This is a genomic window from Streptomyces sp. BYX5S (genome assembly GCF_054724165.1).
Window position 1 is genome coordinate 3,078,492 of the sequence record NZ_CM138829.1, and the last position, 22,304, is coordinate 3,100,795.

Genomic DNA, 22,304 nt, shown 5'->3' on the forward strand with positions numbered 1-22,304 from the left:
GGGCAGGGCGTCGTACGGCTCTGCCCAGAGCAGACCGGCCCCGGTCCGCGTCAGTTGGCGGACGCGTACTTCTGGAGGAAGAGGGCCTCCGCCACCGACAGGCGCTCCAGCTCGTCGGGGGAGACGGACTCGTTGACCGCGTGGATCTGCGCCTCCGGCTCGCTCAGGCCGATGAGGAGGATCTCGGCCTCCGGGTAGAGCGAGGCGAGCGTGTTGCACAACGGGATCGAGCCGCCCTGGCCGGCGAACTGCATCTCCTGGCCGTCGTACGCCTGCCGCATGGCGTCGGCCATCGCCGCGTACGCGGGGCTCTCGGTGTTCGCGCGGAACGGCTGGCCCTGGCCGACCTGCTCGACCTTCACCCGGGCGCCCCACGGGGTGTGCGACTCGATGTGCGCCATCAGGAGCTTCGTGGCCTCCGCGGCGTCCGTGCCCGGCGGCACGCGCAGGCTGATCAGCGCGCGGGCGCCCGCCTGCACGGACGGCGTCGCGCCGACGACCGGCGGGCAGTCGATGCCGAGCACGGTGACGGCGGGGCGTGCCCAGATGCGGTCGGCGACCGTGCCGGAACCGATCAGCTCCACACCGTCGAGCACCTTGGCGTCCTTGCGGAACGCGTCCTCGTCGTACTGGAGGCCGTCCCAGGACTCGGCCGCGGTCAGGCCGTCGACCGTCGTCGAGCCGTCCTCGGCGCGCAGCGAGTCCAGTACGCGCACCAGGGCGCCGAGCGCGTCCGGGGCGGCGCCGCCGAACTGACCGGAGTGCAGGTTGCCTTCGAGGGTGGCCATCTCGACGCGGACCAGGGTCATGCCGCGCAGCGTCGCGGTCGCCGTGGGCAGGCCGACGCGGAAGTTGCCCGCGTCGCCGATCACGATCGTGTCGGCCGTGAGGAGGTCCGGGTGCTGCTCGGCGTAGCGCTCCAGGCCGCCCGTGCCCTGCTCCTCGGAACCCTCCGCGATCACCTTGACGTTGACCGGCACCCCGCCGTTCGCCTTGAGCGCGCGGATCGCCAGGAGGTGCAGCAGCACGCCGCCCTTGCAGTCGGCCGAGCCGCGCCCGTACCAGCGGCCGTCCGCCCGCTCGGTGAGCTCGAACGGGGGCGTCACCCACGCCTCCTCGTCCAGCGGCGGCTGCACGTCGTAGTGCGCGTACAGCAGCACCGTCGGCGCGCCCTCGGGGCCGGGCAGGAAGCCGTACACCGACTGCGTGCCGTCGGGGGTGTCGAGCAGCGCGACATCCTGGAAGCCCTCGGCGCGCAGCGCGTCGGCGACCCAGTTGGCGGCGCCCTCGCTCTCGCTCCTCGGGTACTGCTCGAAGTCCGCCACCGACTTGAACGCGACCAGTTCGGTCAGCTCCGCCTTGGCGCTCGGCATGAGCGAGGCGACGGTTTCGGCGATCGGATGCCGCGACATGGGCACGCTCCTCGTGGGTGCGACGTTGTGCAGGGTGTGCGGAAGATCCTCCCACAGGGGGTCGCCGCGCTGCCCGCCGTAGGATGCCTGGGACAGGTGCGGCAGGCATTCCAAGATGGCCGAAACGGGAGCAGCAGACCATCGTGAGCAGCGAGAATCCGGCGACGAACGGCACGGGCGGCAACGAGACGGGCGACGACGGCGCCTCCGGGAGCGTGTGGGACGTCGTCGTCGTGGGCGCGGGCCCGGCCGGGGCGTCCGCCGCGTACGCGGCCGCGACCGCGGGCCGCCGGGTACTGCTCCTGGAGAAGGCCGAACTGCCCCGGTACAAGACATGCGGCGGCGGCATCATCGGCCCCTCCCGGGACACGCTGCCGCCCGGCTTCGTGCTGCCGTTCAAGGACCGGGTCAACGCGGTGACGTTCTCCGTGAACGGCAAGTACACGCGCACCCGGCGCTCCAAGAAGATGCTGTTCGGGCTCATCAACCGGCCCGAATTCGACGCCCAGCTCGTCGAGCACGCCCAGAAGGCGGGCGCAGAACTGCGCACCGGTGTCACGGTGACCAGCGTCGAGCAGCACGGCAGCGCCGTGCCCGACCGGCGGACCGTCGCGGTCGGACTCCAGGGCGGCGAGACGATCCTGGCGCGGGCGGTGGTCGGCGCCGACGGTTCCGCGAGCCGGATCGGGGCGCACGTCGGCGTGGAGATGGACCAGGTCGACCTCGGCCTGGAGGCGGAGATCCCGGTGCCCGAGGCCGTCGCCGAGGACTGGCGCGGGCGGGTCCTCATCGACTGGGGGCCGATCCCCGGCAGTTACGGATGGGTGTTCCCGAAGGGCGACACGCTGACGGTGGGCGTCATCTCGGCGAAGGGCGAAGGGGCCGCCACCAAGCGGTACTTGGAGGACTTCATCGCCCGGCTCGGCCTCGCCGGCTTCGAGCCCTCGATCTCGTCCGGGCACCTGACGCGCTGCCGCGCCGACGACTCGCCGCTCTCGCGCGGCCGGGTCCTGGTGTGCGGGGACGCGGCGGGGCTCCTTGAGCCGTGGACCCGCGAGGGCATCTCGTTCGCCCTGCGCTCGGGGCGGCTCGCGGGGGAGTGGGCGGTCCGGGTCGCCGAGGCGCACGACGCGGTGGACGCGCGGCGGCAGGCGCTGAACTACGCGTTCGCCGTCAAGGCCGGGCTCGGCGTCGAAATGGCCGTCGGCAAGCGCATGTTGGCGGTCTTCGAGAGCAAGCCCGGACTGCTGCACGCGGCCCTCACCACGCTGCGCCCCGCCTGGAACGCGTTCGCGAGGATCACCCGGGGCTCGTCGTCCCTCGGTGAACTGGTGCGGACGCATCCGATGGCGGGGCGGGCGCTGGCGCGGCTGGACCGCTGACGGTCACTCGAACGTGATGCGGAAGACGGGGTGGTCCGGCGCGATCCGGCGCAGTTCGGCGTCGGAGGAGTCGGGCCCCACCCCGTTGAAGAACACGCCGACCTCCGCCTTCCAGCGCTTGAGGTAGGCGCGCAGCAGGGCGGGCTTGTCGTCGTCCGCGACCTCGGCCGCGGTGAAGACGTCGGCCTTCTTGCCGAGGCGCAGTTCACCGCCGCCCGCGGCCCGCATGTTGTGGGTCCACTGGACGTGGCCGCGAGGGGCCACCAGGTACTGCTGACCGTCCACGGTCAGCAGGTTCACCGGGGTGGTGCGCCACTCGCCGCTCTTGCGGCCCCGGACGGCGAGGACACGCGATCCCCACACGCTGAGGCCCCGGCGGGTCATCCACGCCACGGTCCGGTTCAAGACGTTCACGGTGAACCAGCCGGGCTTCTGAACGTGTGCGGACGCGGACATGGGGTCCTCCAGGAAAGTGTGAGCGGTGCTCTCGCTTGAGATCAGTGTGCACGCAGTCTGCGTTCCGCGGCAAGAGCATTGCTCTCTTTTTTGAGCACCGACCCGCGATGTGTGCACCGATCCGCATCCGTGGAACACTTTCCCCATGAGTACGAGCCGCAGCACACCCCCACGCACCAGTGCCGCGCAAGGGGCCCGCGCCCGCGCCCGGCAGGAGATCACCGCCGCCATCAAGGACGAGGCGCGCAGACAGCTCGCCCAGGACGGCGCCGCGAAGCTCTCGCTGCGCGCCGTGGCCAGGGAACTCGGCATGGTCTCCTCCGCCCTGTACCGCTACTTCCCGAGCCGCGACGACCTGCTGACCGCGCTCATCATCGACGCCTACGACGCGCTCGGCGAGGCCGCCGAGCACGCCGACGCCGGCTTCGTGCGGACGTCGTCGGCCACCGAGCGCTGGAGCGCGGTGTGCGGCGCGGTGCGGGAGTGGGCCCTGGCCTGTCCGCACGAGTACGCGCTCATCTACGGCTCGCCCGTGCCCGGATACACGGCGCCGGACACGACCGTCCAGGCGGCCGCGCGCGTCGGGCTGCTGCTGATCCGGATCGTGCGGGACGCCCACGAGGGCGGCGGTGTGACACCGCCCCCGCTCTCCGACGCGCTGCGGCCCGAGGCCGAGCGGATGGCCGCGGAGCTCGCCCCGGACCTGCCGCCGGAGGTGGTGGCCGCGCTGGTCGCCGCGTGGGCGCAGCTGTTCGGGCTCGTCGGCTTCGAGCTGTTCGGCCAGTTCCACCGGGTCGTCGAGGACCGCTCGGCCTTCTTCGCCCACGCCGTGACGCGGCTCGCCGGGGACGTCGGGCTCACCCGGTAGCCGCCTACTTCCCGCGAAGTACGCCTGATCACCTCGCACGGCGGACGCCCCACACCGCCCCCCGCCCTTAGCGTGGCAGCATGGACGAGCAGCGTGCGCGCGACGGAGGCCGGCCCCGCCCGTGGGGCGGGCCCCCGTGGCTGCGCGAGCGGTGGGGGCCCGCCGCCGAGGACGAGCGGCGGTGGCCGTGGCGGTCCACGCTGGTCGTCACCGCCTTCGTCCTCATGGGGACGAACTTCGCCGCGCACGGCCAGGCCGGGGAGCGCGCCGACCTGGACCTCTTCGCGCGGCTGCTGATGCTCGCCGGAGGCGTCCTGCTCCTGTGGCGGCACCGGTACCCGGTCGCCGTCGCGTTCGCGACGACGGCGTGCGTGGCCGTGTACCTGGGCGCCGGGTATCCGTACGGCCCGGTGTTTCTGCTCGTGGCCCTCGCCTGCTTCTCCGCGATCGTGGCGGGACGCAGATGGGCCGCCTGGGCCGCCGCCGGGGTGCTCTGGGCGGGGCATCTGCTCATCGGGCACTGGCTGTACGCGTATCTGCCGCCGTCCGGCGACGGGCCCGCCCCGTGGGCGCAGGAAGGGATCGTCGCGGCCTGGGTGCTCGCCGTCCTGGCGATCGCCGAACTGGCGCGGGTACGGCGCGAACAGTGGGAGCACGCGCGCGTGGAGCGCGAAAAGGCGGCGCGGCGGCGGGCCGACGAGGAACGCCTGCGCATCGCCCGCGAACTCCACGACGTGCTCGCCCACTCCCTCTCCGTGATCAACGTGCAGGCGGGCGTCGGCCTGGCCCTGCTCGACGCCGACCCGGAGCAGGCGCGCACCGCGCTCACCACGATCAAGAGCGCGAGCAAGGAGGCGCTGGGGGAGGTGCGGCAGGTCCTCGACACCCTGCGCGCACCCGGCGACGCGCCGCGCACCCCGGCGCCCGGACTCGACCGGCTCCCGGAACTCGTCGACCAGGCGGCGGGCGCCGGCCTCACCGTCGACGTCACGACCGAGGGGACCCGGACCACGCTGCCACCGGGCGCCGACCTCGCCGCGTTCCGCATCGTGCAGGAGGCGCTCACCAACGTCGTACGGCACTCGGGATCGCGCCACGCGCGCGTACACACGGCGTACGCGGCAGGCGAGTTGACGCTCACCGTCGACGACGACGGCCCCGCGACGCGCGCCGACGCGGGCGGCAGCGGCAACGGGCTCGCCGGGATGCGCGAGCGTGCCGCCGCCCTCGGTGGCACGATCGAGGCGGGACCGCGGTCCGACGGAGGCTTCCGGGTCGTCGCGCGGCTGCCCGTCACCACCACGCACCGGGAGGCCCCGAAGTGATCCGCGTCCTGCTCGCCGACGACCAGTCGCTCGTCCGCGCCGGATTCCGCGCCCTGCTCGACGCGCAGGCCGACATCGCGGTCGCGGGCGAGGCCGCCGACGGCGAGGAGACGGTGCGGATGGTGCGCGAACTGCGCCCCGACGTCGTGCTCATGGACATCCGCATGCCCCTCCTCGACGGCCTCGCCGCGACCCGGCGCATCAGCGAGGACGCCGAACTGGAAGCCGTGAAGGTGGTCATGCTGACCACCTTCGAACTCGACGAGTACGTCTTCGAGGCCATCCGCTCCGGCGCCTCCGGCTTCCTCGTCAAGGACACCGAACCGGACGAACTGCTGCGCGCGGTACGGGCCGTCGTGCACGGCGACGCACTGCTCTCGCCCGGGGTCACCCGCCGCCTCATCGCCGAGTTCGCCGCGCGCTCGAAGGAACCGGCGGCCGTCGCCCCGCTCGCCGGACTGACCGAGCGGGAACGGGAGGTGATGACGCTCGTCGGGATCGGCCTGTCCAACGACGAGATCGCCCGCCGCCTGGTCGTCAGCCCGCTCACCGCGAAGACCCACGTGAGCCGCGCGATGGTGAAGCTGGGCGCCCGCGACCGCGCCCAACTCGTCGTCCTCGCCTACGAGTCGGGGCTCGTACGGCCCGGCTGGCTGGGCTGAGCGCGCACCGCGTCGGGGCGCCGTCCGCCGGTCACGCGGAGCCGCGCGGTGCGACCAGCCCCGACTCGTAGGCCAGCACCACCAGATGGGCGCGGTCGCGGGCGCGGAGCTTGGACATGGCCCGGTTGATGTGCGTCTTCGCGGTCAGCGGCGTGATCACCATGCGCACGGCGACCTCGTCGTTGGACAGCCCGTGGGCGACGAGGGCGACGGCCTCCCGCTCACGGTTCGTCAGCTCCTCCAGGGCCGCGGCGAGGCCCGGGTGCGGCGGCTGGGTCACGTAACGGTCGATCAGTTTGCGGGTGATGGACGGCGCGAGCAGCGCGTCGCCGCGCGCCGCGACCCGGACCGCGTGCAGCAGGTCCTGCGGCAGGATGTCCTTGACCAGGAACCCCGCGGCACCGGCCCGCAGCGCGTCGTAGACGTACTCGTCCAGGCCGTAGTTGGTCAGGACGACGACGTGCACCCGGTCGAGGGCCGGGTCCGCGGCGATCCGGCGGGTCGCCTCGATGCCGTCGACGACCGGCATCCGGATGTCGATCAGCACGGTGTCCGGCAGCAGGTCGCGGACCAGCGCGACCCCCTCCTCGCCGTCGGCGGCCTCGGCCACCACCTCGATGTCGTCCTCCAGGTCGAGGAGCGCGCGGAACCCGCTGCGGATGAGCGGCTGGTCGTCGACGAGCAGGACGCGGATCGGGGGCGACGGCGCGGCCGTCCCTCGCGCACCGCTGACGGTGGGCTCCTCACGCACGACGGACTCCTCGCTCACGGTGGGGCTCCTCGGTCACGGTGTGCGCTCCACCGGGAGTTCGGCCAGGACCTCGAACCCGCCCCCGGCGCGGGGCCCGGCCCGCAGCGTGCCGCCCAGTGCGGTGACCCGCTCCCGCATGCCGAGCAGCCCGATCCCGGGCAGCGGGGCGGCGTCCGGCGACGCCCGGCCGTCGTCGACGACGCGCAGGACCAGGGAGTCCGGGCGGTGGTCGACGGCGACCTCGGCGGTGCGGGCGGCGGCGTGCCTGGCGACGTTCGTCAGCGACTCCTGGACGATGCGGTAGGCGGTGCGCTGCACGGCCGCCGGAATCTCGCGGGGGCCGCCCTCGACCGTCAGCCGCGTCTCCAGGCCCCCGGTACCGGCCCGCTTCACCAGCTCCGGCAGGTCGTCCAGGGTGTGCGGCGGCCGGGTGTCGTCGTCCCGCAGCGCCTCCAGCGTCGCGCGCAGCTCCCGGCTCGCCTCCCGGCCCGCCTCCTGGATCGCGAGGAGGGCCTCCGGCGGCTGCTCGCCGTGCTTGAGCGCGACGTGGACGGCGACCTCGGCCTGGAGCTTGACGATCGAGATCTGGTGGGTCAGTGAATCGTGCAACTCCCGTGCGATACGAAGTCGTTCCTCGTCGGCGCGGCGCAGCGCGGTCTCCTCCCGGGTCCGCTCCGCCTCGTCCGCCCGCCGCTCGGCCTGCCGCAGCGCTTCCCCCGCGGCGGCGGCCGCGACCAGCCAGCCCAGTTCGAGGGCGCCGCGCGAGTGCGTGAACGCCTCGCCGACGGAACCGCCGTGCGGCGACACCAGATACGCGAGGGGGAGGGCCGCCATGACGGCGACCGACGCCACCGCCGTCACCAGGCGGTGCCCCTCGCGCACGGCGGCGTACACCGCGAAGAGGTAGGCCACGACGGGTACGTCGACACCGGTCGCCTGATGGCCGACCGCGCAGACGCCGGTGACCGCGAGGACGGCGACCGGGGCGCGGCGGCGCGCGAAGAGCGCGAGGCCGCCGGTCAACAGCAGGGCGTAGCCGAGGAGTTCGACGCCCGTAGCGGCCCGGTCGCCGGAGAGCGCGGCGGCGAGCAGCATCGCCGCGACGCCCACGGCGATCACCGCGTCCCTGACGCCCGGCGGCACGGCGAACCGGTTGGTGCCCATGCGCGCAATCTAGCTGCAGGGCAGTCTCGCGCGGACCCTGCGCGCGGACGAGGAGTGCGCTGCCGCGCACGCCGCAGCGCGCGGAAAAGTACCGCGCCCGCGGTAGTCGGCTGCGGCGGCGGGCGCAGCGCGAAGAGTCCGCGGCTGCCGGACGACGGCGCCGCCACCCCGGCGACATGCTCGAAGCGCCAGGGGGACACCTTTCGCAGACGAGGGAGAAACCGATGTCAGGCTTGCTGTCCGTGCAGCCCGTCCAGGCCGTGCAGGCGATGCGCTCCGCGTTCGTCTCGGCGCCCGCGGCCGAGGCCGACTCGCTCTACTGGACCGCCGACCGCGTGTGGGCCACGTCCGCCGTGGGCGTCGGGCTGATCGGGGTCGTCCTCGGCGGCCTCGCCCTGGCGGGGCGGCTCGGCCACCGGTCGCGGCGGGCGGCCCTCGCGGCGCAGTGCGCGGGGCTCGTCGCCGCGCTCGTCGGTGTGCTGAACCTCGCGCTCGCCGACGGCGGCCCCGGCACCGGAAACGGTGTCGTCGGCGGTGGCATCGCCCTCGTGCTCGGCGTGGCCGCCGTGGTCGTGGGCCGGCTGGCGCGTAACCGCTTCCGGCGGTACGGGGCGGTCGGGCACCAGCCGGGCCGGTGACGTCAGATGCCTGAGTGCTCCCGCCAGAGCGCCGCGAGCGCCCGGTCCCCGCTCACCTCGGGGAACGGCAGCCGGTTCCACAGCGCCACGTACAAACGCGCGGCGGGGCCGGCGAGTTCGCACTCCGCCTCGCCCGCCGTGCCGCGCTCGGCGGCCGGCGGGTCCTGCGTGATCCGTACCGTCCACACGGCGTCCGCGCCGGCGTCGGTGGCCCGTACGCGCAGGGTCCGGGGCACGTCCGAGCGCACCCGGCTGCGCTCGCGGGCGTGGAAGCCGGTGAGCAGTTCGTCGATCCCGTCGACGGCGAACTCCGTGGTGATCGTGGTGGGTTCCTCGCTGCCGTGCCGGGGCAGGGCCGACTCCGCGTCCACGCGGTGCACGGTCGTCTCGTGCGCCTGGCGCCGCGCCCAGAAAGCCAGCGGGGAAGGAGCGGGGAGGAAGGCCCAACAGTCCACGTCGGGGGGTGCGTTCGTCAGGGTGTCGACAAGCTGCCGGTGCCCCTCCCGGTACCAGGCGAGCAGGGCGTCACCGTCCAGGTCGGCGCGGTCCTCAAGGCGGTGCGGCTTCTTCATGCCCTCCGCTACATAGGAGTTGGCCCAGCGATGCACCGCGCCCTGGTGGCGCAGCAGGTCCCGGACCTGCCAGCCGGGGCACGTCGACACCTTGGCGTCGACCCCCGCCTCCTCGGCTGCCGCGGCCAGCGACCGGCCCTCGTCGTCCACGATGCGAATATGTTCGGCAATCTGCATGTGCAGAGTCTGCCGTCCGAAGTGGGCCCGTGGACAAGCCAATTGATCGACATGACCCACGCTTTTACGCCGTCGCCACCCGCCGCGTCGCGAAGCCGATGGTGGCCGCGACGGCGGCCAGCAGCGCCACGCTCGTGAGGGCCGTGGGCAGCGAGAACCAGTCCGCCATGAAGCCGATCGCGGGTGGTCCGAGCAGCATGCCGCCGTACCCGAGCGTGGACGCGGCGGCGACCCCCGTCGGCCCCGCGAGCGCACCGGCCCGCTCGATCGCGACGGGGAAGAGGTTCGCGAGGCCGAGCCCCGTGACGGCGAAGCCGATGAGCGCGAGCCACACCGTGGGCGCCAGCGAGCCGAGCAGCATCCCGGCCGCGCCGGTCAGTCCGCCCGCCACCAAGGTCCGCGTCCTGCCGAGCCGTTCGAGCAGCGCCGTGCCGGTGAGCCGGCCGATGGTCATGGCGAAGGCGAAGCACGCGTAGCTGGCGGCCGCGATGCCCGGGTGGGCGCCCAGGTCCTGCTCCATGTGCAGCGCGCTCCAGTCGGCCAGGGCCCCCTCGCCGTACGCCGTGCACAGCGCGATGAGGCCGAAGACGAGGACGAGCAGGCGGGTGCGGCCGTCGACCCGGGTGGGGGCGGCGGTGGCCTCGGCGGCTTCGGGCGCGGGGGTCGCGGGGCGCGGCGCCGGGTGGCGCAGCAGTGTCGGGGCGGCGCAGGCGGTGACGGCGAGGCCGAGCACGGCGATGGCCAGCAGGTGCCGGGTGGGCGACAGGTGGGCCGCGACCAGACCGCCGAGCCCGGAGCCGACCATGCCGCCGAGGCTGAACGCGGCGTGGAAGCTGGGCATGACCGGCCTGCCGAGCGCGCCGACCAGGTCGACGGCGGCGCTGTTCATCGCCACGTTGATACCGCCGTACGCCGCCCCGAACGCCAGGAGTACGAGGCCGAGCGCGACCGGGGAGTGCGTCAGGGGCGGCAGGATCACGGTGAGCGGGAGCAGCACACCGCAGGCGACGGTCACCGCGTGCGCGCCGAAGCGGCGGCAGAGCCGCCCGGTCAGCATCATCGTGATCACGGCGCCGGCCGAGACGCCGAGCAGCGCGAGCCCGAGAGCGCTCGCCGAGGCGCCGGTCTGCTCCTTGACGGCGGGGATGCGGACCACCCAGCCGGCGAAGACGAAGCCGTCGAGCGCGAAGAACGCGGTGAGGGCCAGGCGCAGCCGGGCCAGGGACGAGGCGCGAGGGTCGTCGGCGCTGACGGCCCTCAGTTTGTTCAGTAGCGGCACAAAGTCAGAGTAGGACGGGACTCCGCAGCTGAACAAGGGGGTGCCGGACGGGACGACGCGTCACACGCACGGGCCTCGATGCACTCCCGGCGCGTCACGCGCGCGGACCCCGCTCCTCTCCCGGCACGTCACACGGTGACCACCCGCACCCCCGCCTCCTCGAACCGGCCGAGCGTCGCCCCGTCCGCCGCCGTGTCCGTGACGAGCACGTCGAGCCGCGCCACGTCGCAGATCCGCGCGAACGCCCGATGGCCGAGCTTGCTGGAGTCGGCCGCGACAACCACTCGCTCCGCCCGCTCGCACAGCATCCGGTTGATCGCCGCCTCCGCCTCGTCGTGCGCCGACGCGCCGTGCGTGACGTCGAGGCCGACGACGCCGAGCACCGCCGTGTCGAGGGTGACCTGGCCGAGCACGCCGTCGGCGAGCGGTCCGATCAGTTCGTACGACTGCGGGCGCGCGACCCCACCCGTGAGCACGATCTTGAACTGGGGGCGCACCGCGAGCTCGTTCGCGATGTTCAACGCGTTCGTGACGATCGTCAGGGCGGGCGAGCCGGAGGCGAGGTCCGGCCGGATCGCGAGCGCCCGCGCGACCTCGGTGGTGGTCGTGCCGCCGGTGAGGCCGACCGCCTCGCCGGGGGTGACGAGGTCGGCGACGGCCTTGGCGATCCGCTGCTTCTCGGCGGCGCCGAGCGCGGACTTGTAGCGCAGGGGGAGTTCGTAGCTGACGCCGTGCACGACGGCGCCGCCGCGGGTGCGCACCAGCATCTGCTGTTCGGCGAGTCCGTCGAAGTCGCGGCGGATGGTCGCGGCCGAGACGCCCAGCTCGCTCGCGGCGTCCTCCACATCGAGACGCCCGCGCTCGACGAGCAGCTCCAGGAGGGACTTCCAGCGGGCGTCGCGGGACATCTCGGGCTCCAACTCGTCGTGCGGTTCGGGTGCTGGTCCGGTCCTGTCGCGGGTCCGGTGCGCGTTCCGGCGGGTGGCACGACCTTAACCGGCCTGCACGCAAATGCTTGATCCTGCGCGAAAGCTCGCTATATCTTGCAGGAATACGCAAACAGTGCGCGCGCCTCCCGAGGTGCGACCAGACGCGGAGTGGGGGCACGGTATGAGCGGTGACCAGGGCCGGACGGGCCGGCAGGAAAGCCACGTCGAGACCGAACTGAACAGCCAGCCCGAGTGCTGGACACGGGCCGCGGGGCTCGCCGCCCGGCACAAGGCGGCGCTGCCGGTCGCGGGGGAGCGGGTCGCGATCGTCGGCTGCGGCACCTCGTGGTTCATGGCGCAGGCCGCGGCGGCGCTGCGCGAGCAGGCGGGCCTCGGCGAGACCGACGCGTTCGCGGCCTCGGAGTTCCCGGGCGGGCGCGCCTACGACCACGTCATCGCGCTGACCCGCTCCGGCACCACCACCGAGGTGCTCGACCTGCTGGCCGCCCACCGCGGCCGGGCCCGCACGACGGCGATCACCGGCGACCCGGCCACCCCGATCGCGGACGCGGCCGACGACCTGGTCGTCCTCGACTTCGCCGACGAACGGTCGGTCGTCCAGACCCGGTTCGCGACCACCGCCCTCACCCTCCTCCGCGCCCACCTGGGCCTGCACCCCGAGCAGGCGGTCGCCGACGCGCGCACGGCGCTCGCCGAGCCGCTGCCCGAAGGCCTCGTGGAATGCGGCCAGTTCACCTTCCTCGGCCGCGGCTGGACGGTCGGCCTCGCGAACGAGGCGGCGCTGAAGATGCGCGAGGCCTCCCTGTCCTGGACCGAGGCGTACCCGGCGATGGAGTACCGGCACGGCCCGATCAGCGTCACCACCTCCGGCACAGCGACGTGGATGCTCGGCGAAGCGCCGCAGGGCCTCGCCGCACAGGTCGCCGGGACCGGCGCGCTCTGGATCGAGGGCCGCCTCGACCCGCTGGCGGAACTGGTCCGGGCCCAGCGTCTCGCCGTCGCCGTCGCGGCGCGCAGGGAACTCGATCCGGACCGGCCCCGCCACCTCACCCGCTCGGTGATCCTCGACGCCAACTGACCCTCTCGCCACGGCTCTTGAGAAGGGAGGGGCAGTGCCCCTCGCAGCAACAGGGACCCTCGTCGGCGCGGCGGCGGCCCGGCGCGGCGCCGTCGCGGCCTTCAACGTCATCACCCTCGAACACATCGAGGCGGTCGTCGCGGGCGCCGAGGCCGCCGACGCCCCCGTCGTCCTCCAGATCAGCGAGAACGCCGTCCGCTACCGCTACGGACGGCTCCAGCCGCTCGCCCGCGCCGCCGTCGCCGCGGCCGAGGCCGCGCGCGTCGACGTCGGCCTGCACCTGGACCACGTACAGAGCGACGCGCTGCTGCGGCAGGCCGCCGACGCCGGGTTCGGCTCGGTGATGTACGACGCCGCGCGCCTGCCCCACGACGAGAACCTCGCGGCGACCCGCGCCGCCGCCGACTGGGGGCACGCCCACGGGCTGTGGGTGGAGGCCGAGTTGGGGCAGGTCGGGGGCAAGGACGGGGCCGCGCCCCTGGACGCGCACGCGCCCGGCGCCCGCACCGACCCCGGCGAGGCGCGCGCCTTCGTGACCGACACCGGCGTCGACGCCCTCGCGGTGGCCATCGGCTCCTCGCACGCCATGACGACCCGTACCGCGTCCCTCGACCACGACCTGCTGAAGCGGCTCGCCGACGGTCTCGGCGTACCGCTGGTGCTGCACGGTTCGTCGGGCGTCCCCGACGCGGAGCTGGCCGCGGCGGTCCGGGGCGGCATCACGAAGGTCAACATCGGTACGGCTCTGAACATCGCCATGACCTCCGCCGTCCGGGAGTTCCTCACGACCCACCCGGAGGCCGTCGACACACGCACGTACCTCAAGGTGGCGCGTGAGGCGATGGCGCGCACGGTGACCGAACTCATCGGGGTGGTGCGAGGCTGAGCGGTGCTCCCCGGGCCGTGCCTCAGCCGGTGACGGCCGGAGAGATCCGGTCGGCCTCGGTGCGCGGGGTGTGGGCGACGTCGCCGGGCGCGCCCATCTCCCGGAGCCAGCAGGCGAATTCGAGCAGGATGCCGTCCGGGTCCTGGAAGTAGAAGGACCGCACGAAGACGCCGTCGTGCAGCTCCTTCGCGTACCCCTCCGGGCTGTCGTCGTGGTCGATGACCGGACTCACCTCCACCCCGGACTCCCGCAACTGGGCGTGGTACTTCAGGAACCGCTCCTCCGGCACGTTGATCGCGACGTGGTTCATGGTGCCGACCGCCGTCTGCCACTCGCCGCCGCCCGGCACGGTCACCGGCCGCGACACCCCCGGCACCGCGTCCGGGGCGTCCTGGAACCAGAAGAACGCCAGCGCGTTGCCGCCGCCCATGTCGAAGAAGAAGTGCTGCCCGGCGCCACCGGGGAACTCGATCGTCTTGGTCAGCCGCATGCCGAGGACCCCGGTGTAGAAGTCCACGGTGCGCTGCATGTCCGCGCAGACCAGCGCGAGGTGGTTGACCCCGCCGAGCTCGAACTTCGGGTTGCGCCATGCCATGTGTCGTGCCTCCAGCCGTCCGCGGGGACTTCGGTGGTTACGGGGGATGCGGGCTTCCCGGAAAACTCTTGCGTTATGAATCTAAACTCGGATTCAGAACTGCGCTAGCGTGCCGGCACACCACAGACGCTGATGTCCGCGGAGGTCGCGCCATGCACGAAGTCGTCCGGGAATTCGTCGGGTTGGCGTCACCGCTGGTCGATCGCGCGGGCGCCGGCGGACACCCCTGCCAGGGCCTCTACCACCGCCCCAAGGACCACCGGCCGACCACGGCGTTCCTCGCGAGCCACTACAACGTCGACTTCTCGGAGCACTACCTGGCGCCCCACCTGGCCGAGCGCGGCTACGGCTTCCTCGGCTGGAACACCCGCTTCCGCGGCGCCGAACCCCACTTCCTCCTCGACCACGCCCTGGCGGAGATCGGCGTCGGCGTGCGCTGGCTCAAGGAGCACGCGGGCGTCGAACGCGTCGTGCTGCTCGGCAACTCCGGCGGCGGCTCCCTCATGGCGGCCTACCAGTCGCAGGCCGTCGAGCCCAACGTTCTGCCCACGGCGGGCGCCCGCCCCGTGGAGGCCATCCAGCACCTCGACCCCGGCGACCTGTTCGTGGCGCTCGCCGCGCACTCCGGACGCCCCGAGGTGCTGACCAACTGGATGGACCCGTCGGTCACGGACGAGACCGACCCCCTCTCCGTCGACCCTGACCTCGACCCCTTCGACCCGCGCAACCCCGCCCCGTACAGCGCGGAGTTCCAGGCGCGCTACCGGGCGGCGCAGCGGGCACGCAACGAGCGGATCACCGACTGGGCGCTCGAACGCCTCGACGCGCTGCGCGGCACCCGCGCCCGCGACCAGCTCTTCCCGCTCCACCGCACCTGGGCCGACCTGCGGATGATCGACCCGACCATCGAACCGTCCGACCGCCCCGCGGGCCGGTGCTACCTGGGCGAACCCGTCCGCGCCAACTACGGCACGGTCGGCATCGGCGCGCTCTCCACACTGCGCACCTGGCTGTCGATGTGGAGCCTGCGCACCTCGCAGTGCGTCGCCGCCCCGCACCTGGCCCGGATCACCGTCCCGTCCCTCGTGATCCACGCCACGGCCGACACCTGCGTCTACGAGAGCGACGCGAACGCCCTCTTCGGCCACCTGGCCGCCTCGGACAAGCGCCTCGAACACATCATGTCCGGCCACTACTTCCAGGAACCACCCGAGGCGCGGGTCCAGGTCGCCGACCTGATCGCGGCCTGGGTGGCGGAACGCACCCCGTGAGCCACCCATGAGCACCTTCTGAGCAGGGTGAACACCGGCGCGCACGGACTTATGAAGGTGCCGTCGGAGACACTGGAACCATGAACGAACTGTTCGGCCGCGAGCGCACGGAGATCGCCCCCGGCGCCGTCCACGTCCCCGACTGGCTCGACCCGCGCGAGCAGCGGCACCTGGTCGAGCTGTGCCGGACCTGGGCGCGCCCGCCGGCCGGACTGCGCGACGTGCGGCTGCCGGGCGGCGGACGGATGAGCGTGCGGCAGTTCGGCCTCGGCTGGCACTGGTTCCCGTACGGGTACGCGCGCACCGCCGTCGACGGCGACGGGGCGGCGGTGAAGCCGATGCCGGACGAGCTGGTGACACTCGGCCGGCGCGCGGTGGCCGCCGCGTACGACGAGGAACCCGGCGGCGACCCGTACGACATCGCGCTGATCAACCACTACGGCCCGGACGCCCACATGGGCATGCACAAGGACCGCGACGAGAAGTCGTCCGCACCCGTCGTCTCCCTCAGCCTCGGTGACACCTGCGTCTTCCGGTTCGGCAACACCGAGACCCGCACGAAGCCGTACACGGACGTCGAGCTGCGCAGCGGGGACCTGTTCGTGTTCGGTGGCCAGTCACGGTTCGCGTACCACGGGGTACCGAGGACCGAGCCGGGGACGGCGCCGCCGGAGCTCGGGGTGCGGGGGCGGCTCAACATCACGCTGCGGGTCAGCGGCCTGTAGCGGCGCCGGTCCGCGGATCGGCCGCGGGGCGGTGACCGGCTACCATTCCTGAGCGTGATCAGGGCGAGGAGTTGCTGATGGGCGGCGGCAGGGCGGCCTCCGGGACCGGGGGCCACACGGCGGGCGCAGGGGCCGGGCGGCCACCACGTCTGGAGCGGGGCCGCAGCGCGCTCGGACCCGCGCTCGAACTCGTCCACACCGGGCGCGCCCCGACCCGCGCCGTGCTCACCGCCGAACTCGGCGTGACCCGCGCGACCGCGGGCGCCGTCGCCGCCGAGCTGGAGGCGCTCGGCCTCATCCGCATCGACGCGAAGCCCAGCGCGGCCTCCGGCTCCCAGGGCCGCCCCTCGCACCGGCTCTCCGTCGCCGACGACGGACCGGTGGCGCTCGCCGCGCAGGTCCACTCCGACGGCTACCGGGCGGCGCTCGTCGGCCTCGGCGGCGGCATCGTCGCCACGACTCCCGGCTGCGAGATCATCGACCCGGACCCGGCGGACGTGCTGCGATCCGTGGTCGAGGCGGGCGTGCGGCTGCTGGAGTCCACGGGCCGCCGCTGCGTCGGCGCGGGCCTGGCCGTCCCCTCCGCGGTCGCCGAACCCGACGGCACGGCCCTCAACCCCCTCCACCTCGCCTGGCCGGTGGGCGCCCCGGTGCGGCAGATCTTCACCGACTGCGTACGGGAAGCGGGCCTGGACATCCCGGCGTTCGCGGCCAACGACGTCAACCTGGGCGCGCTCGCCGAGCACCGGCACGGCGCCGGGCGCGGCGCCCGCGACCTCCTCCTCGTGGCCACCGGCCACCGCGGAGTCGGCGGCGCGCTCGTCCTCGACGGCCACCTGCACACCGGCAGTTCGGGCCTGGCGCTGGAGGTCGGGCACCTCACGGTGCACCCCGAGGGCCGCCCCTGCCACTGCGGCAGCCGCGGCTGCCTGGACGTCGAGGCCGACCCCCTCGCCTTCCTCACGGCGGCGGGCCGCACCCCCGACCCCGACGGCTCCCTCCTGGAACAGGCCCGCGGCCTGCTGACCGAGGCGAAGGACGACCCCGCGGTCCGCGCGGCCACGGCCCTCCTCATCGACCGCCTCGGCCTCGGCCTCGCGGGCCTGGTCAACATCCTCAACCCCGACCGCATCGTCCTCGGTGGCCTCCACCGCACCCTCCTCGACGCCGACCCCGACCGCCTCCGCGCCGTCGTCGCCGACCGCAGCCTCTGGGGCCGCAGCGGCGGCGTCCCCATCCTCGCCTCCACCCTCGACCACAACAGCCTCGTGGGCGCCGCGGAGCTGGCCTGGCAACCGGTCCTGGACGATCCGTTGGGGGCGCTCAGCGGGGGGTGATGCCCCGCCCAGCGGGGGCCGGGGGCGGGGGAGAGGAGCGTCAGCAGGCCTCGTGCGCTCGTCTCGAACGACGCCGTGCTCCCCGAGGGGGCCACCGCACGTACCAGTAGCTACATGTCGCCGTGTCGGCAGTCGTCGGCGCGGGCGGGCAGGCCGTGCACGTACCGGCCCAGTAGGCCCACCATCGCCACCTCGCACCCGAGCAGCACCCGCTCCACCAGCCCGATCAGCTCCCGCCCGCCCGGCCCCGCCGCGTACGCCATCACCCCGGCCCCGGCCAACGCGCACCACGCCAGCACGCGCAGCCACCGTGCCGTTCGGCCCGCCGACGGCGGCAGCCGCCTCGCCAGGAGCAGCCCGGCCACCGGCAGCGCCGCGAACGCCGCGACGGACGCGTAGCGGTGCACATACGCCGAGCCGGTCAGCTCCGTGGTCAGCGGGTCCGTCGGCACCACCGCGGCGAGCACCAGGCCCGCACCCCACACCGCCAGCAGCAGCGACGGCAGCCCCCGCACCGCCGCGAGCCGCTTCCGCGCCACCGCCAGGAGCACCAGTGACACCACTCCGAGCGAGGCCATCCCGGTCTCGATCGGGCCGCCCCGGTCCAGCGCCGCGAAGTCGCTGACGGTGAGGGACAGGGGGCTGAGCCCGGGGTCGGTGTCCCGCGGCGCCAGCAGCGCCGAACCCGCGGAGAGAAGGACGGCCGACCAGACCGTGGGCGCCAGCCAGCGGCCCACGAAAGTGTCCCGGCGCGCGCACGTGGTGTCTCGCAGTGAAGTGGTCACGGACCGATCCTCGCGGTCCGTGAGCCCCGCACACCATGGGGGCCGCCCCGGACCCGCCCCCGACGCCCGACCCTGAGGCCGCCTCAGGGTCGCGCGTGCGCGAGGGAGCAGCCTCGTCGGCGTCACGTACTCCCACGGAGGTACGCCGACTGCCGCTGGCCGTACGACGACTCCGGCCCCCTCCCGGAGCGAGGCTCGACTCATCGAGGCGGTTCACGCCGAAGCAGCTCACATCAACCACCCGGCTGTCGCGACCGCTCGTCGCGACAGCCCGATACGCACCAGGAGATGAGTCAGATGCAGACCCTCGCGGAATTCGGCCCCGGCAACGGCCCAGGCCCCTGGATTCTCCTCTTCCCGCTGATCTGGGCGGCCGTCGTCGTCGGCGTCGTCACGCTGCTGCGGCGCACCGTATGGCGCGGCCGCCGCGGACCGTGGCGCCCGGGACCCGGCCCCGGCCGCGGCATCGACGCCGACTCGCCGATCGCCGTCCTCGGCCGCCGCTTCGCCTCCGGCGAGATCGACGAGGACGAGTACTGGCGCCGACTGACCGTGCTCAACGAGGAGTTCGGGCGCTACGGCCGCTACGCCGACTACGACACCGAGGACCACGGCAAGGTCAAGGGCGGCACGTCATGAGCACCCCCACGACGCTCACGCCCACCGCACTCGCGGCGCGTGTCGAGAACGCCGTCAAGGTGTACGGCTCCGGGGACACCGCCGTCCGTGCCCTCGACGGCGTCAGCGTCGGCTTCCGCGCCGGAAGGTTCACCGCGATCATGGGACCTTCCGGCTCCGGGAAGTCGACCCTGATGCACTGCGCCGCGGGTCTCGACACCCTCACCGAAGGGGCCGCGTACATCGGTGACAGCGAGCTCGGCTCCCTCGACGACCGCAGGCTGACCCTGCTGCGGCGCGACCGCGTCGGGTTCGTGTTCCAGGCGTTCAACCTCGTACCGACGCTGAACGTCGCCGAGAACATCACCCTCCCGATCGACCTGGCGGGCGCCCGCCCCGACCACGAGTGGCTCGACGCGCTCGTCGACGTCGTGGGCCTGCGCGACCGGCTGCACCACCGGCCCGCCGAACTCTCCGGCGGACAGCAGCAACGCGCCGCCGTGGCACGGGCGTTCGCGGGCCGGCCCGATGTCGTCTTCGCCGACGAACCCACCGGCAACCTCGACTCCCGCTCCGGCGCCGAGGTGCTCCGTCTCCTCGGCGACACGGCCCGCCAGGCCGCACGGGCGGTCGTCATGGTCACCCACGACCCGGTCGCCGCCGCCCACGCCGACGAGGTCGTCTTCCTCGCGGACGGCCGCCTCGTCGACCGGATGGAACACCCGACCGCCGACACGGTCCTCGACCGCATGAAGGCCCTCGACGGCCCGCCCACCACCTCCCGGGGAGGCCCCTCATGAACGCCTCCGTCCGCCTCAGCCTCACCTCCCTCCGCGCCCACAAACGCCGCTTCGCCGGAACGTTCACCGCCGTCCTCCTCGGCGTCGCGTTCCTCGCAGGAACGCTCGTCATGGGCGACACCCTGCGCGCGAGCTTCGACTCGATGTTCGCGGGCGCCAGCAGCGGCACCGACGCCGTCGTGCGCTCCGCCGACGTCATCACCACACCCGGCGAGCGCCAGGGCACCCGCAGCCCGGTGGACGCCTCGCTCGCCGACGACCTGGCGAAGGTGCCGGGTGTCGCCGCGGTCGCGCCGAACGTCCAGGGCGCCGGTCAACTCGTGGGCGCGGACGGCGAACCCATCGGCGGTCAGGGCCCGCCCACCGTCGCGGGCAACTGGATCGCCGACCCGGAACTCAACCCGTACCGGCTCGCTGAAGGCCGCATCCCGGACAGGAGCGGCGAGGTCGTCGTCAACCGGGGCGCCGCGAAGGCGGGCGACCTGAAGGTCGGGGACACGACCACCCTGCGCACGCCCGACCCGGTCGAGGTCACCCTCGTGGGCCTGGCCACCTTCGGCGGCGAGGACGGCATGGCGCAGACCACCTTCACCGGCATGACACGCGCCGACGCCGAGAAGTACCTCACCCCGAAACCGGGGGAGGCCGCGACGATTCAGGTACGGGCGGGGCCGGGGACCAGTCAGCAGGAGCTCGTCGACTCGCTGACTCCGCACCTTCCCAGGGGAGTTGAGGCCATCACGGGCGAGGCGTCGGCTCAGGAGAACACCGACATGATCTCCGGCCAGTTCCTCACCCTCTTCACGACGTTCCTGCTGGTCTTCTCCGGCGTCGCGCTCCTCGTCGCGACCTTCTCCATCCACAACACCTTCGCCATCGTCGTCGCCCAACGCGCCCGCGAGAACGCCCTGTTGAGGGCGCTCGGCGCCGCACGGCGACAGATCGCGGCGGCGACCCTCGTCGAGGCGACCGTGGTCGCCGTCGTGGCATCGGCCGCCGGACTCGCGGGCGGCATCGGCATCGCGGCCGGACTCCAGGCCCTCTTCCCGGCCATCGGATTCCCCTTCCCCGAAGGGGACTTGGTCGTCGGCCCGCTGTCCATGCTGCTGCCGCTGGCCGTCGGCATCGTGGTGTGCGTCGGCTCGGCCCTGCTGCCCGCCCTGCGCGCCGGCCGCACCGCACCGCTCGCCGCCCTGCGCGAGAGCGTGATCGACGACTCCGGTGCCTCGCGGCGCCGCGCCGTCCTCGGCGGCGTCCTGGGCGTGGCCGCCGTCGCGGCGACCCTCGCCGGTGTCCTGGCGTCCCCGTCGATCACCCTGGCGGGCATCGGCGCCGTGCTGATCCTCGCGTCGTTCGTGGTGCTCGGCCCCGTCGCGTCCACCTCCGCCGTACGCGCCCTGGGCGCACCCCTCGACCGGCTGCGCGGCGTCACCGGTGGGCTCGCCCGCCGCAACGCACTGCGCAGCCCGAAACGGACGGCCGCCACGGCGAGCGCCCTGATGATCGGGGTCGCGGTGGTCTCCCTGTTCACCGTCTTCGGGGCCTCGCTGAAGGCCACCATGGACCAGACCGTCAACCGGTCCTTCGCGGGCGACGTCGCCGTCTCCACCCCGTCGTTCGGCGCGGGCGGCAGCGGCCTCAGCCCGAAGCTGGCGCCCGCGATCGCCGAGCGGCCCGAGGTGGCCACGGCCGTCGGCCTCGGCCGCGGCGTCGCCGACGTCGACGGCGAGGGGCGCGCCCTCACCGTCACCGACCCGGCCGCCCTCGCCAGGGCCTTCGACCTCGGCACGGTCGACGGATCGCTGCGCGACCTCGGGACGAACGGCATCGCGATCACCCGCGCCGAGGCCGACAAGCAGCGCCTCGCGGTCGGCGACACGACACGGCTCACCTTCACCGACGGCACGAAGGAAGTCTTCACGGTCCGCGCCGTCTACGGCCGGTCCGAGCTGGCGGGCGACTACGTGATCTCGCGGGCGGCGTGGGCGCCGCACCGTACGCAGGACTCCGACACGCTGGTCTCCGTCACGTTCAAGGACGGCGTCCCCGCGGCCGACGGCACGAAGGCGGTCGAACGGGTGGCGGCGGCGTACGGGAATCCGGATGTGCAGACGCGCGACGCGTACGCCGAGTCCTCGGCGGGCGGCATCGACATGATGCTGACCCTGGTCTACGCGCTGCTCGCCCTCGCCGTGGTCATCGCCCTGCTCGGCATCGCCAACACCCTCACCCTCGCCGTGCACGAACGCACCAGGGAGCTGGGACTGCTGCGGGCCGTCGGGCAGACCCGTGGGCAGCTGCGGGCGATGGTCCGCTGGGAGTCGGTGCTCGTCGCCGCGTTCGGCACGGCCGGCGGGCTCGTGCTCGGCGGGTTCCTCGGCTGGGTCCTGGTCGAGGCGTCCGACGGGGCGAGCGACAGCGCCTTCGCGTTCGCGCTGCCGCCGGGCCGGCTCGCGATCGTGGCCCTGGTCGGACTCGCCGCCGGCGTCCTCGCCGGCCTGCGCCCGGCACGCAGGGCGGCCCGGCTGGACGTGCTGCGGGCGATCGCCACCGAGTGAGCGGCGAATCCTCCG

Annotated in this window: 22 protein-coding genes; 13 read left to right on the forward strand and 9 right to left on the reverse strand. The window is 73.8% G+C overall.

Going from position 1 to position 22,304, the window contains the following annotated elements; all coding sequences use genetic code 11:
- Nucleotides 1–50: 50 nt before the first annotated feature.
- The gene (locus ACYBSK_RS14000) at nt 51–1,412 is read right to left on the reverse strand and encodes a dipeptidase (RefSeq protein WP_457477384.1); all 1,362 of its coding nucleotides are present in this window, start codon (nt 1,410–1,412) and stop codon (nt 51–53) included.
- Between the two features lie 83 nt (nt 1,413–1,495).
- On the opposite strand from ACYBSK_RS14000, the gene ACYBSK_RS14005 reads away from it, so the two are divergent.
- On the forward strand, nt 1,496–2,794 hold the full coding sequence (locus ACYBSK_RS14005) for a geranylgeranyl reductase family protein (RefSeq protein ID WP_460246276.1): 1,299 nt from the start codon (nt 1,496–1,498) through the stop codon (nt 2,792–2,794).
- Between the two features lie 3 nt (nt 2,795–2,797).
- On the opposite strand, the gene ACYBSK_RS14010 is transcribed toward ACYBSK_RS14005, so the two are convergent.
- Entirely contained in the window at nt 2,798–3,250 is a 453-nt protein-coding gene (locus ACYBSK_RS14010) for a nitroreductase family deazaflavin-dependent oxidoreductase (RefSeq protein ID WP_457477386.1), read from the reverse strand.
- A gap of 145 nt (nt 3,251–3,395) precedes the next feature.
- On the opposite strand from ACYBSK_RS14010, the gene ACYBSK_RS14015 reads away from it, so the two are divergent.
- The 3 genes from ACYBSK_RS14015 (at nt 3,396) to ACYBSK_RS14025 (ending at nt 6,105) form a co-directional block, all read left to right on the forward strand.
- On the forward strand, nt 3,396–4,118 hold the full coding sequence (locus ACYBSK_RS14015; protein ID WP_460246277.1) for a TetR/AcrR family transcriptional regulator: 723 nt from the start codon (nt 3,396–3,398) through the stop codon (nt 4,116–4,118).
- Between the two features lie 80 nt (nt 4,119–4,198).
- Entirely contained in the window at nt 4,199–5,443 is a 1,245-nt protein-coding gene (locus ACYBSK_RS14020) for a sensor histidine kinase (protein ID WP_460246278.1), read from the forward strand.
- The gene (locus ACYBSK_RS14025) at nt 5,440–6,105 is read left to right on the forward strand and encodes a response regulator (RefSeq protein WP_457477389.1); all 666 of its coding nucleotides are present in this window, start codon (nt 5,440–5,442) and stop codon (nt 6,103–6,105) included. The genes ACYBSK_RS14020 and ACYBSK_RS14025 overlap by 4 nt, the downstream gene beginning before the upstream one ends.
- Nucleotides 6,106–6,136: 31 nt before the next feature.
- On the opposite strand, the gene ACYBSK_RS14030 is transcribed toward ACYBSK_RS14025, so the two are convergent.
- Nucleotides 6,137–6,799 carry a response regulator gene (locus ACYBSK_RS14030; RefSeq protein WP_460247028.1) on the reverse strand — a complete coding sequence of 221 codons (663 nt, stop codon included), beginning with the start codon at nt 6,797–6,799 and terminating at the stop codon, nt 6,137–6,139.
- Nucleotides 6,800–6,889: 90 nt separating this feature from the next.
- Nucleotides 6,890–8,020, reverse strand: coding sequence for a sensor histidine kinase (locus ACYBSK_RS14035; protein WP_460246279.1), 1,131 nt, complete (start codon nt 8,018–8,020; stop codon nt 6,890–6,892).
- A 224-nt stretch (nt 8,021–8,244) separates the two neighbouring features.
- On the opposite strand from ACYBSK_RS14035, the gene ACYBSK_RS14040 reads away from it, so the two are divergent.
- Nucleotides 8,245–8,658 (forward strand): DUF6223 family protein, encoded by a 414-nt coding sequence (locus tag ACYBSK_RS14040; RefSeq protein ID WP_460246280.1) that lies wholly within the window; start codon nt 8,245–8,247, stop codon nt 8,656–8,658.
- 2 nt (nt 8,659–8,660) lie between these two features.
- Here the strand turns inward: ACYBSK_RS14040 and ACYBSK_RS14045 are convergent, their stop codons facing one another.
- From ACYBSK_RS14045 to ACYBSK_RS14055, 3 genes are all read right to left on the reverse strand, one after another.
- Complete coding sequence (locus ACYBSK_RS14045; RefSeq protein ID WP_460246281.1) at nt 8,661–9,407, reverse strand: maleylpyruvate isomerase family mycothiol-dependent enzyme; 747 nt, start codon at nt 9,405–9,407, stop codon at nt 8,661–8,663.
- A gap of 64 nt (nt 9,408–9,471) precedes the next feature.
- Nucleotides 9,472–10,686: an MFS transporter gene (locus tag ACYBSK_RS14050; RefSeq protein WP_460246282.1), complete on the reverse strand. Its 1,215-nt coding sequence runs from the start codon at nt 10,684–10,686 to the stop codon at nt 9,472–9,474.
- Nucleotides 10,687–10,814: 128 nt separating this feature from the next.
- Entirely contained in the window at nt 10,815–11,594 is a 780-nt protein-coding gene (locus tag ACYBSK_RS14055) for a DeoR/GlpR family DNA-binding transcription regulator (RefSeq protein WP_460246283.1), read from the reverse strand.
- A gap of 202 nt (nt 11,595–11,796) precedes the next feature.
- Here ACYBSK_RS14055 and ACYBSK_RS14060 point away from each other — a divergent pair, with 202 nt between their 5' ends.
- Complete coding sequence (locus tag ACYBSK_RS14060) at nt 11,797–12,714, forward strand: SIS domain-containing protein (protein WP_460246284.1); 918 nt, start codon at nt 11,797–11,799, stop codon at nt 12,712–12,714.
- A gap of 34 nt (nt 12,715–12,748) precedes the next feature.
- Nucleotides 12,749–13,600 carry a class II fructose-bisphosphate aldolase gene (locus ACYBSK_RS14065; protein WP_460246285.1) on the forward strand — a complete coding sequence of 284 codons (852 nt, stop codon included), beginning with the start codon at nt 12,749–12,751 and terminating at the stop codon, nt 13,598–13,600.
- A 22-nt stretch (nt 13,601–13,622) separates the two neighbouring features.
- Here ACYBSK_RS14065 and ACYBSK_RS14070 read toward each other — a convergent pair whose 3' ends face one another.
- Nucleotides 13,623–14,195 (reverse strand): VOC family protein, encoded by a 573-nt coding sequence (locus ACYBSK_RS14070; protein WP_460246286.1) that lies wholly within the window; start codon nt 14,193–14,195, stop codon nt 13,623–13,625.
- A gap of 152 nt (nt 14,196–14,347) precedes the next feature.
- On the opposite strand from ACYBSK_RS14070, the gene ACYBSK_RS14075 reads away from it, so the two are divergent.
- The 3 genes from ACYBSK_RS14075 (at nt 14,348) to ACYBSK_RS14085 (ending at nt 17,528) form a co-directional block, all read left to right on the forward strand.
- Nucleotides 14,348–15,466: an alpha/beta hydrolase family protein gene (locus ACYBSK_RS14075; protein WP_460246287.1), complete on the forward strand. Its 1,119-nt coding sequence runs from the start codon at nt 14,348–14,350 to the stop codon at nt 15,464–15,466.
- A gap of 80 nt (nt 15,467–15,546) precedes the next feature.
- Complete coding sequence (locus tag ACYBSK_RS14080) at nt 15,547–16,191, forward strand: alpha-ketoglutarate-dependent dioxygenase AlkB family protein (RefSeq protein ID WP_460246288.1); 645 nt, start codon at nt 15,547–15,549, stop codon at nt 16,189–16,191.
- Between the two features lie 77 nt (nt 16,192–16,268).
- Nucleotides 16,269–17,528, forward strand: a complete 1,260-nt coding sequence (locus ACYBSK_RS14085) for an ROK family protein (RefSeq protein WP_460246289.1) — start codon at nt 16,269–16,271, stop codon at nt 17,526–17,528.
- Nucleotides 17,529–17,638: 110 nt separating this feature from the next.
- Here ACYBSK_RS14085 and ACYBSK_RS14090 read toward each other — a convergent pair whose 3' ends face one another.
- On the reverse strand, nt 17,639–18,313 hold the full coding sequence (locus tag ACYBSK_RS14090) for a DUF998 domain-containing protein (protein WP_460246290.1): 675 nt from the start codon (nt 18,311–18,313) through the stop codon (nt 17,639–17,641).
- A 297-nt stretch (nt 18,314–18,610) separates the two neighbouring features.
- On the opposite strand from ACYBSK_RS14090, the gene ACYBSK_RS14095 reads away from it, so the two are divergent.
- Genes ACYBSK_RS14095 through ACYBSK_RS14105 form a run of 3 tightly spaced genes read left to right on the forward strand, consistent with a single transcriptional unit; the run spans nt 18,611 to nt 22,289 of the window.
- Nucleotides 18,611–18,952, forward strand: coding sequence for an SHOCT domain-containing protein (locus ACYBSK_RS14095; protein ID WP_460247029.1), 342 nt, complete (start codon nt 18,611–18,613; stop codon nt 18,950–18,952).
- Nucleotides 18,949–19,731 carry an ABC transporter ATP-binding protein gene (locus tag ACYBSK_RS14100; protein WP_460246291.1) on the forward strand — a complete coding sequence of 261 codons (783 nt, stop codon included), beginning with the start codon at nt 18,949–18,951 and terminating at the stop codon, nt 19,729–19,731. Before ACYBSK_RS14095 ends, ACYBSK_RS14100 begins: the two co-directional genes overlap by 4 nt.
- Complete coding sequence (locus tag ACYBSK_RS14105; RefSeq protein WP_460246292.1) at nt 19,728–22,289, forward strand: ABC transporter permease; 2,562 nt, start codon at nt 19,728–19,730, stop codon at nt 22,287–22,289. The genes ACYBSK_RS14100 and ACYBSK_RS14105 overlap by 4 nt, the downstream gene beginning before the upstream one ends.
- Nucleotides 22,290–22,304 lie beyond the last annotated feature (15 nt).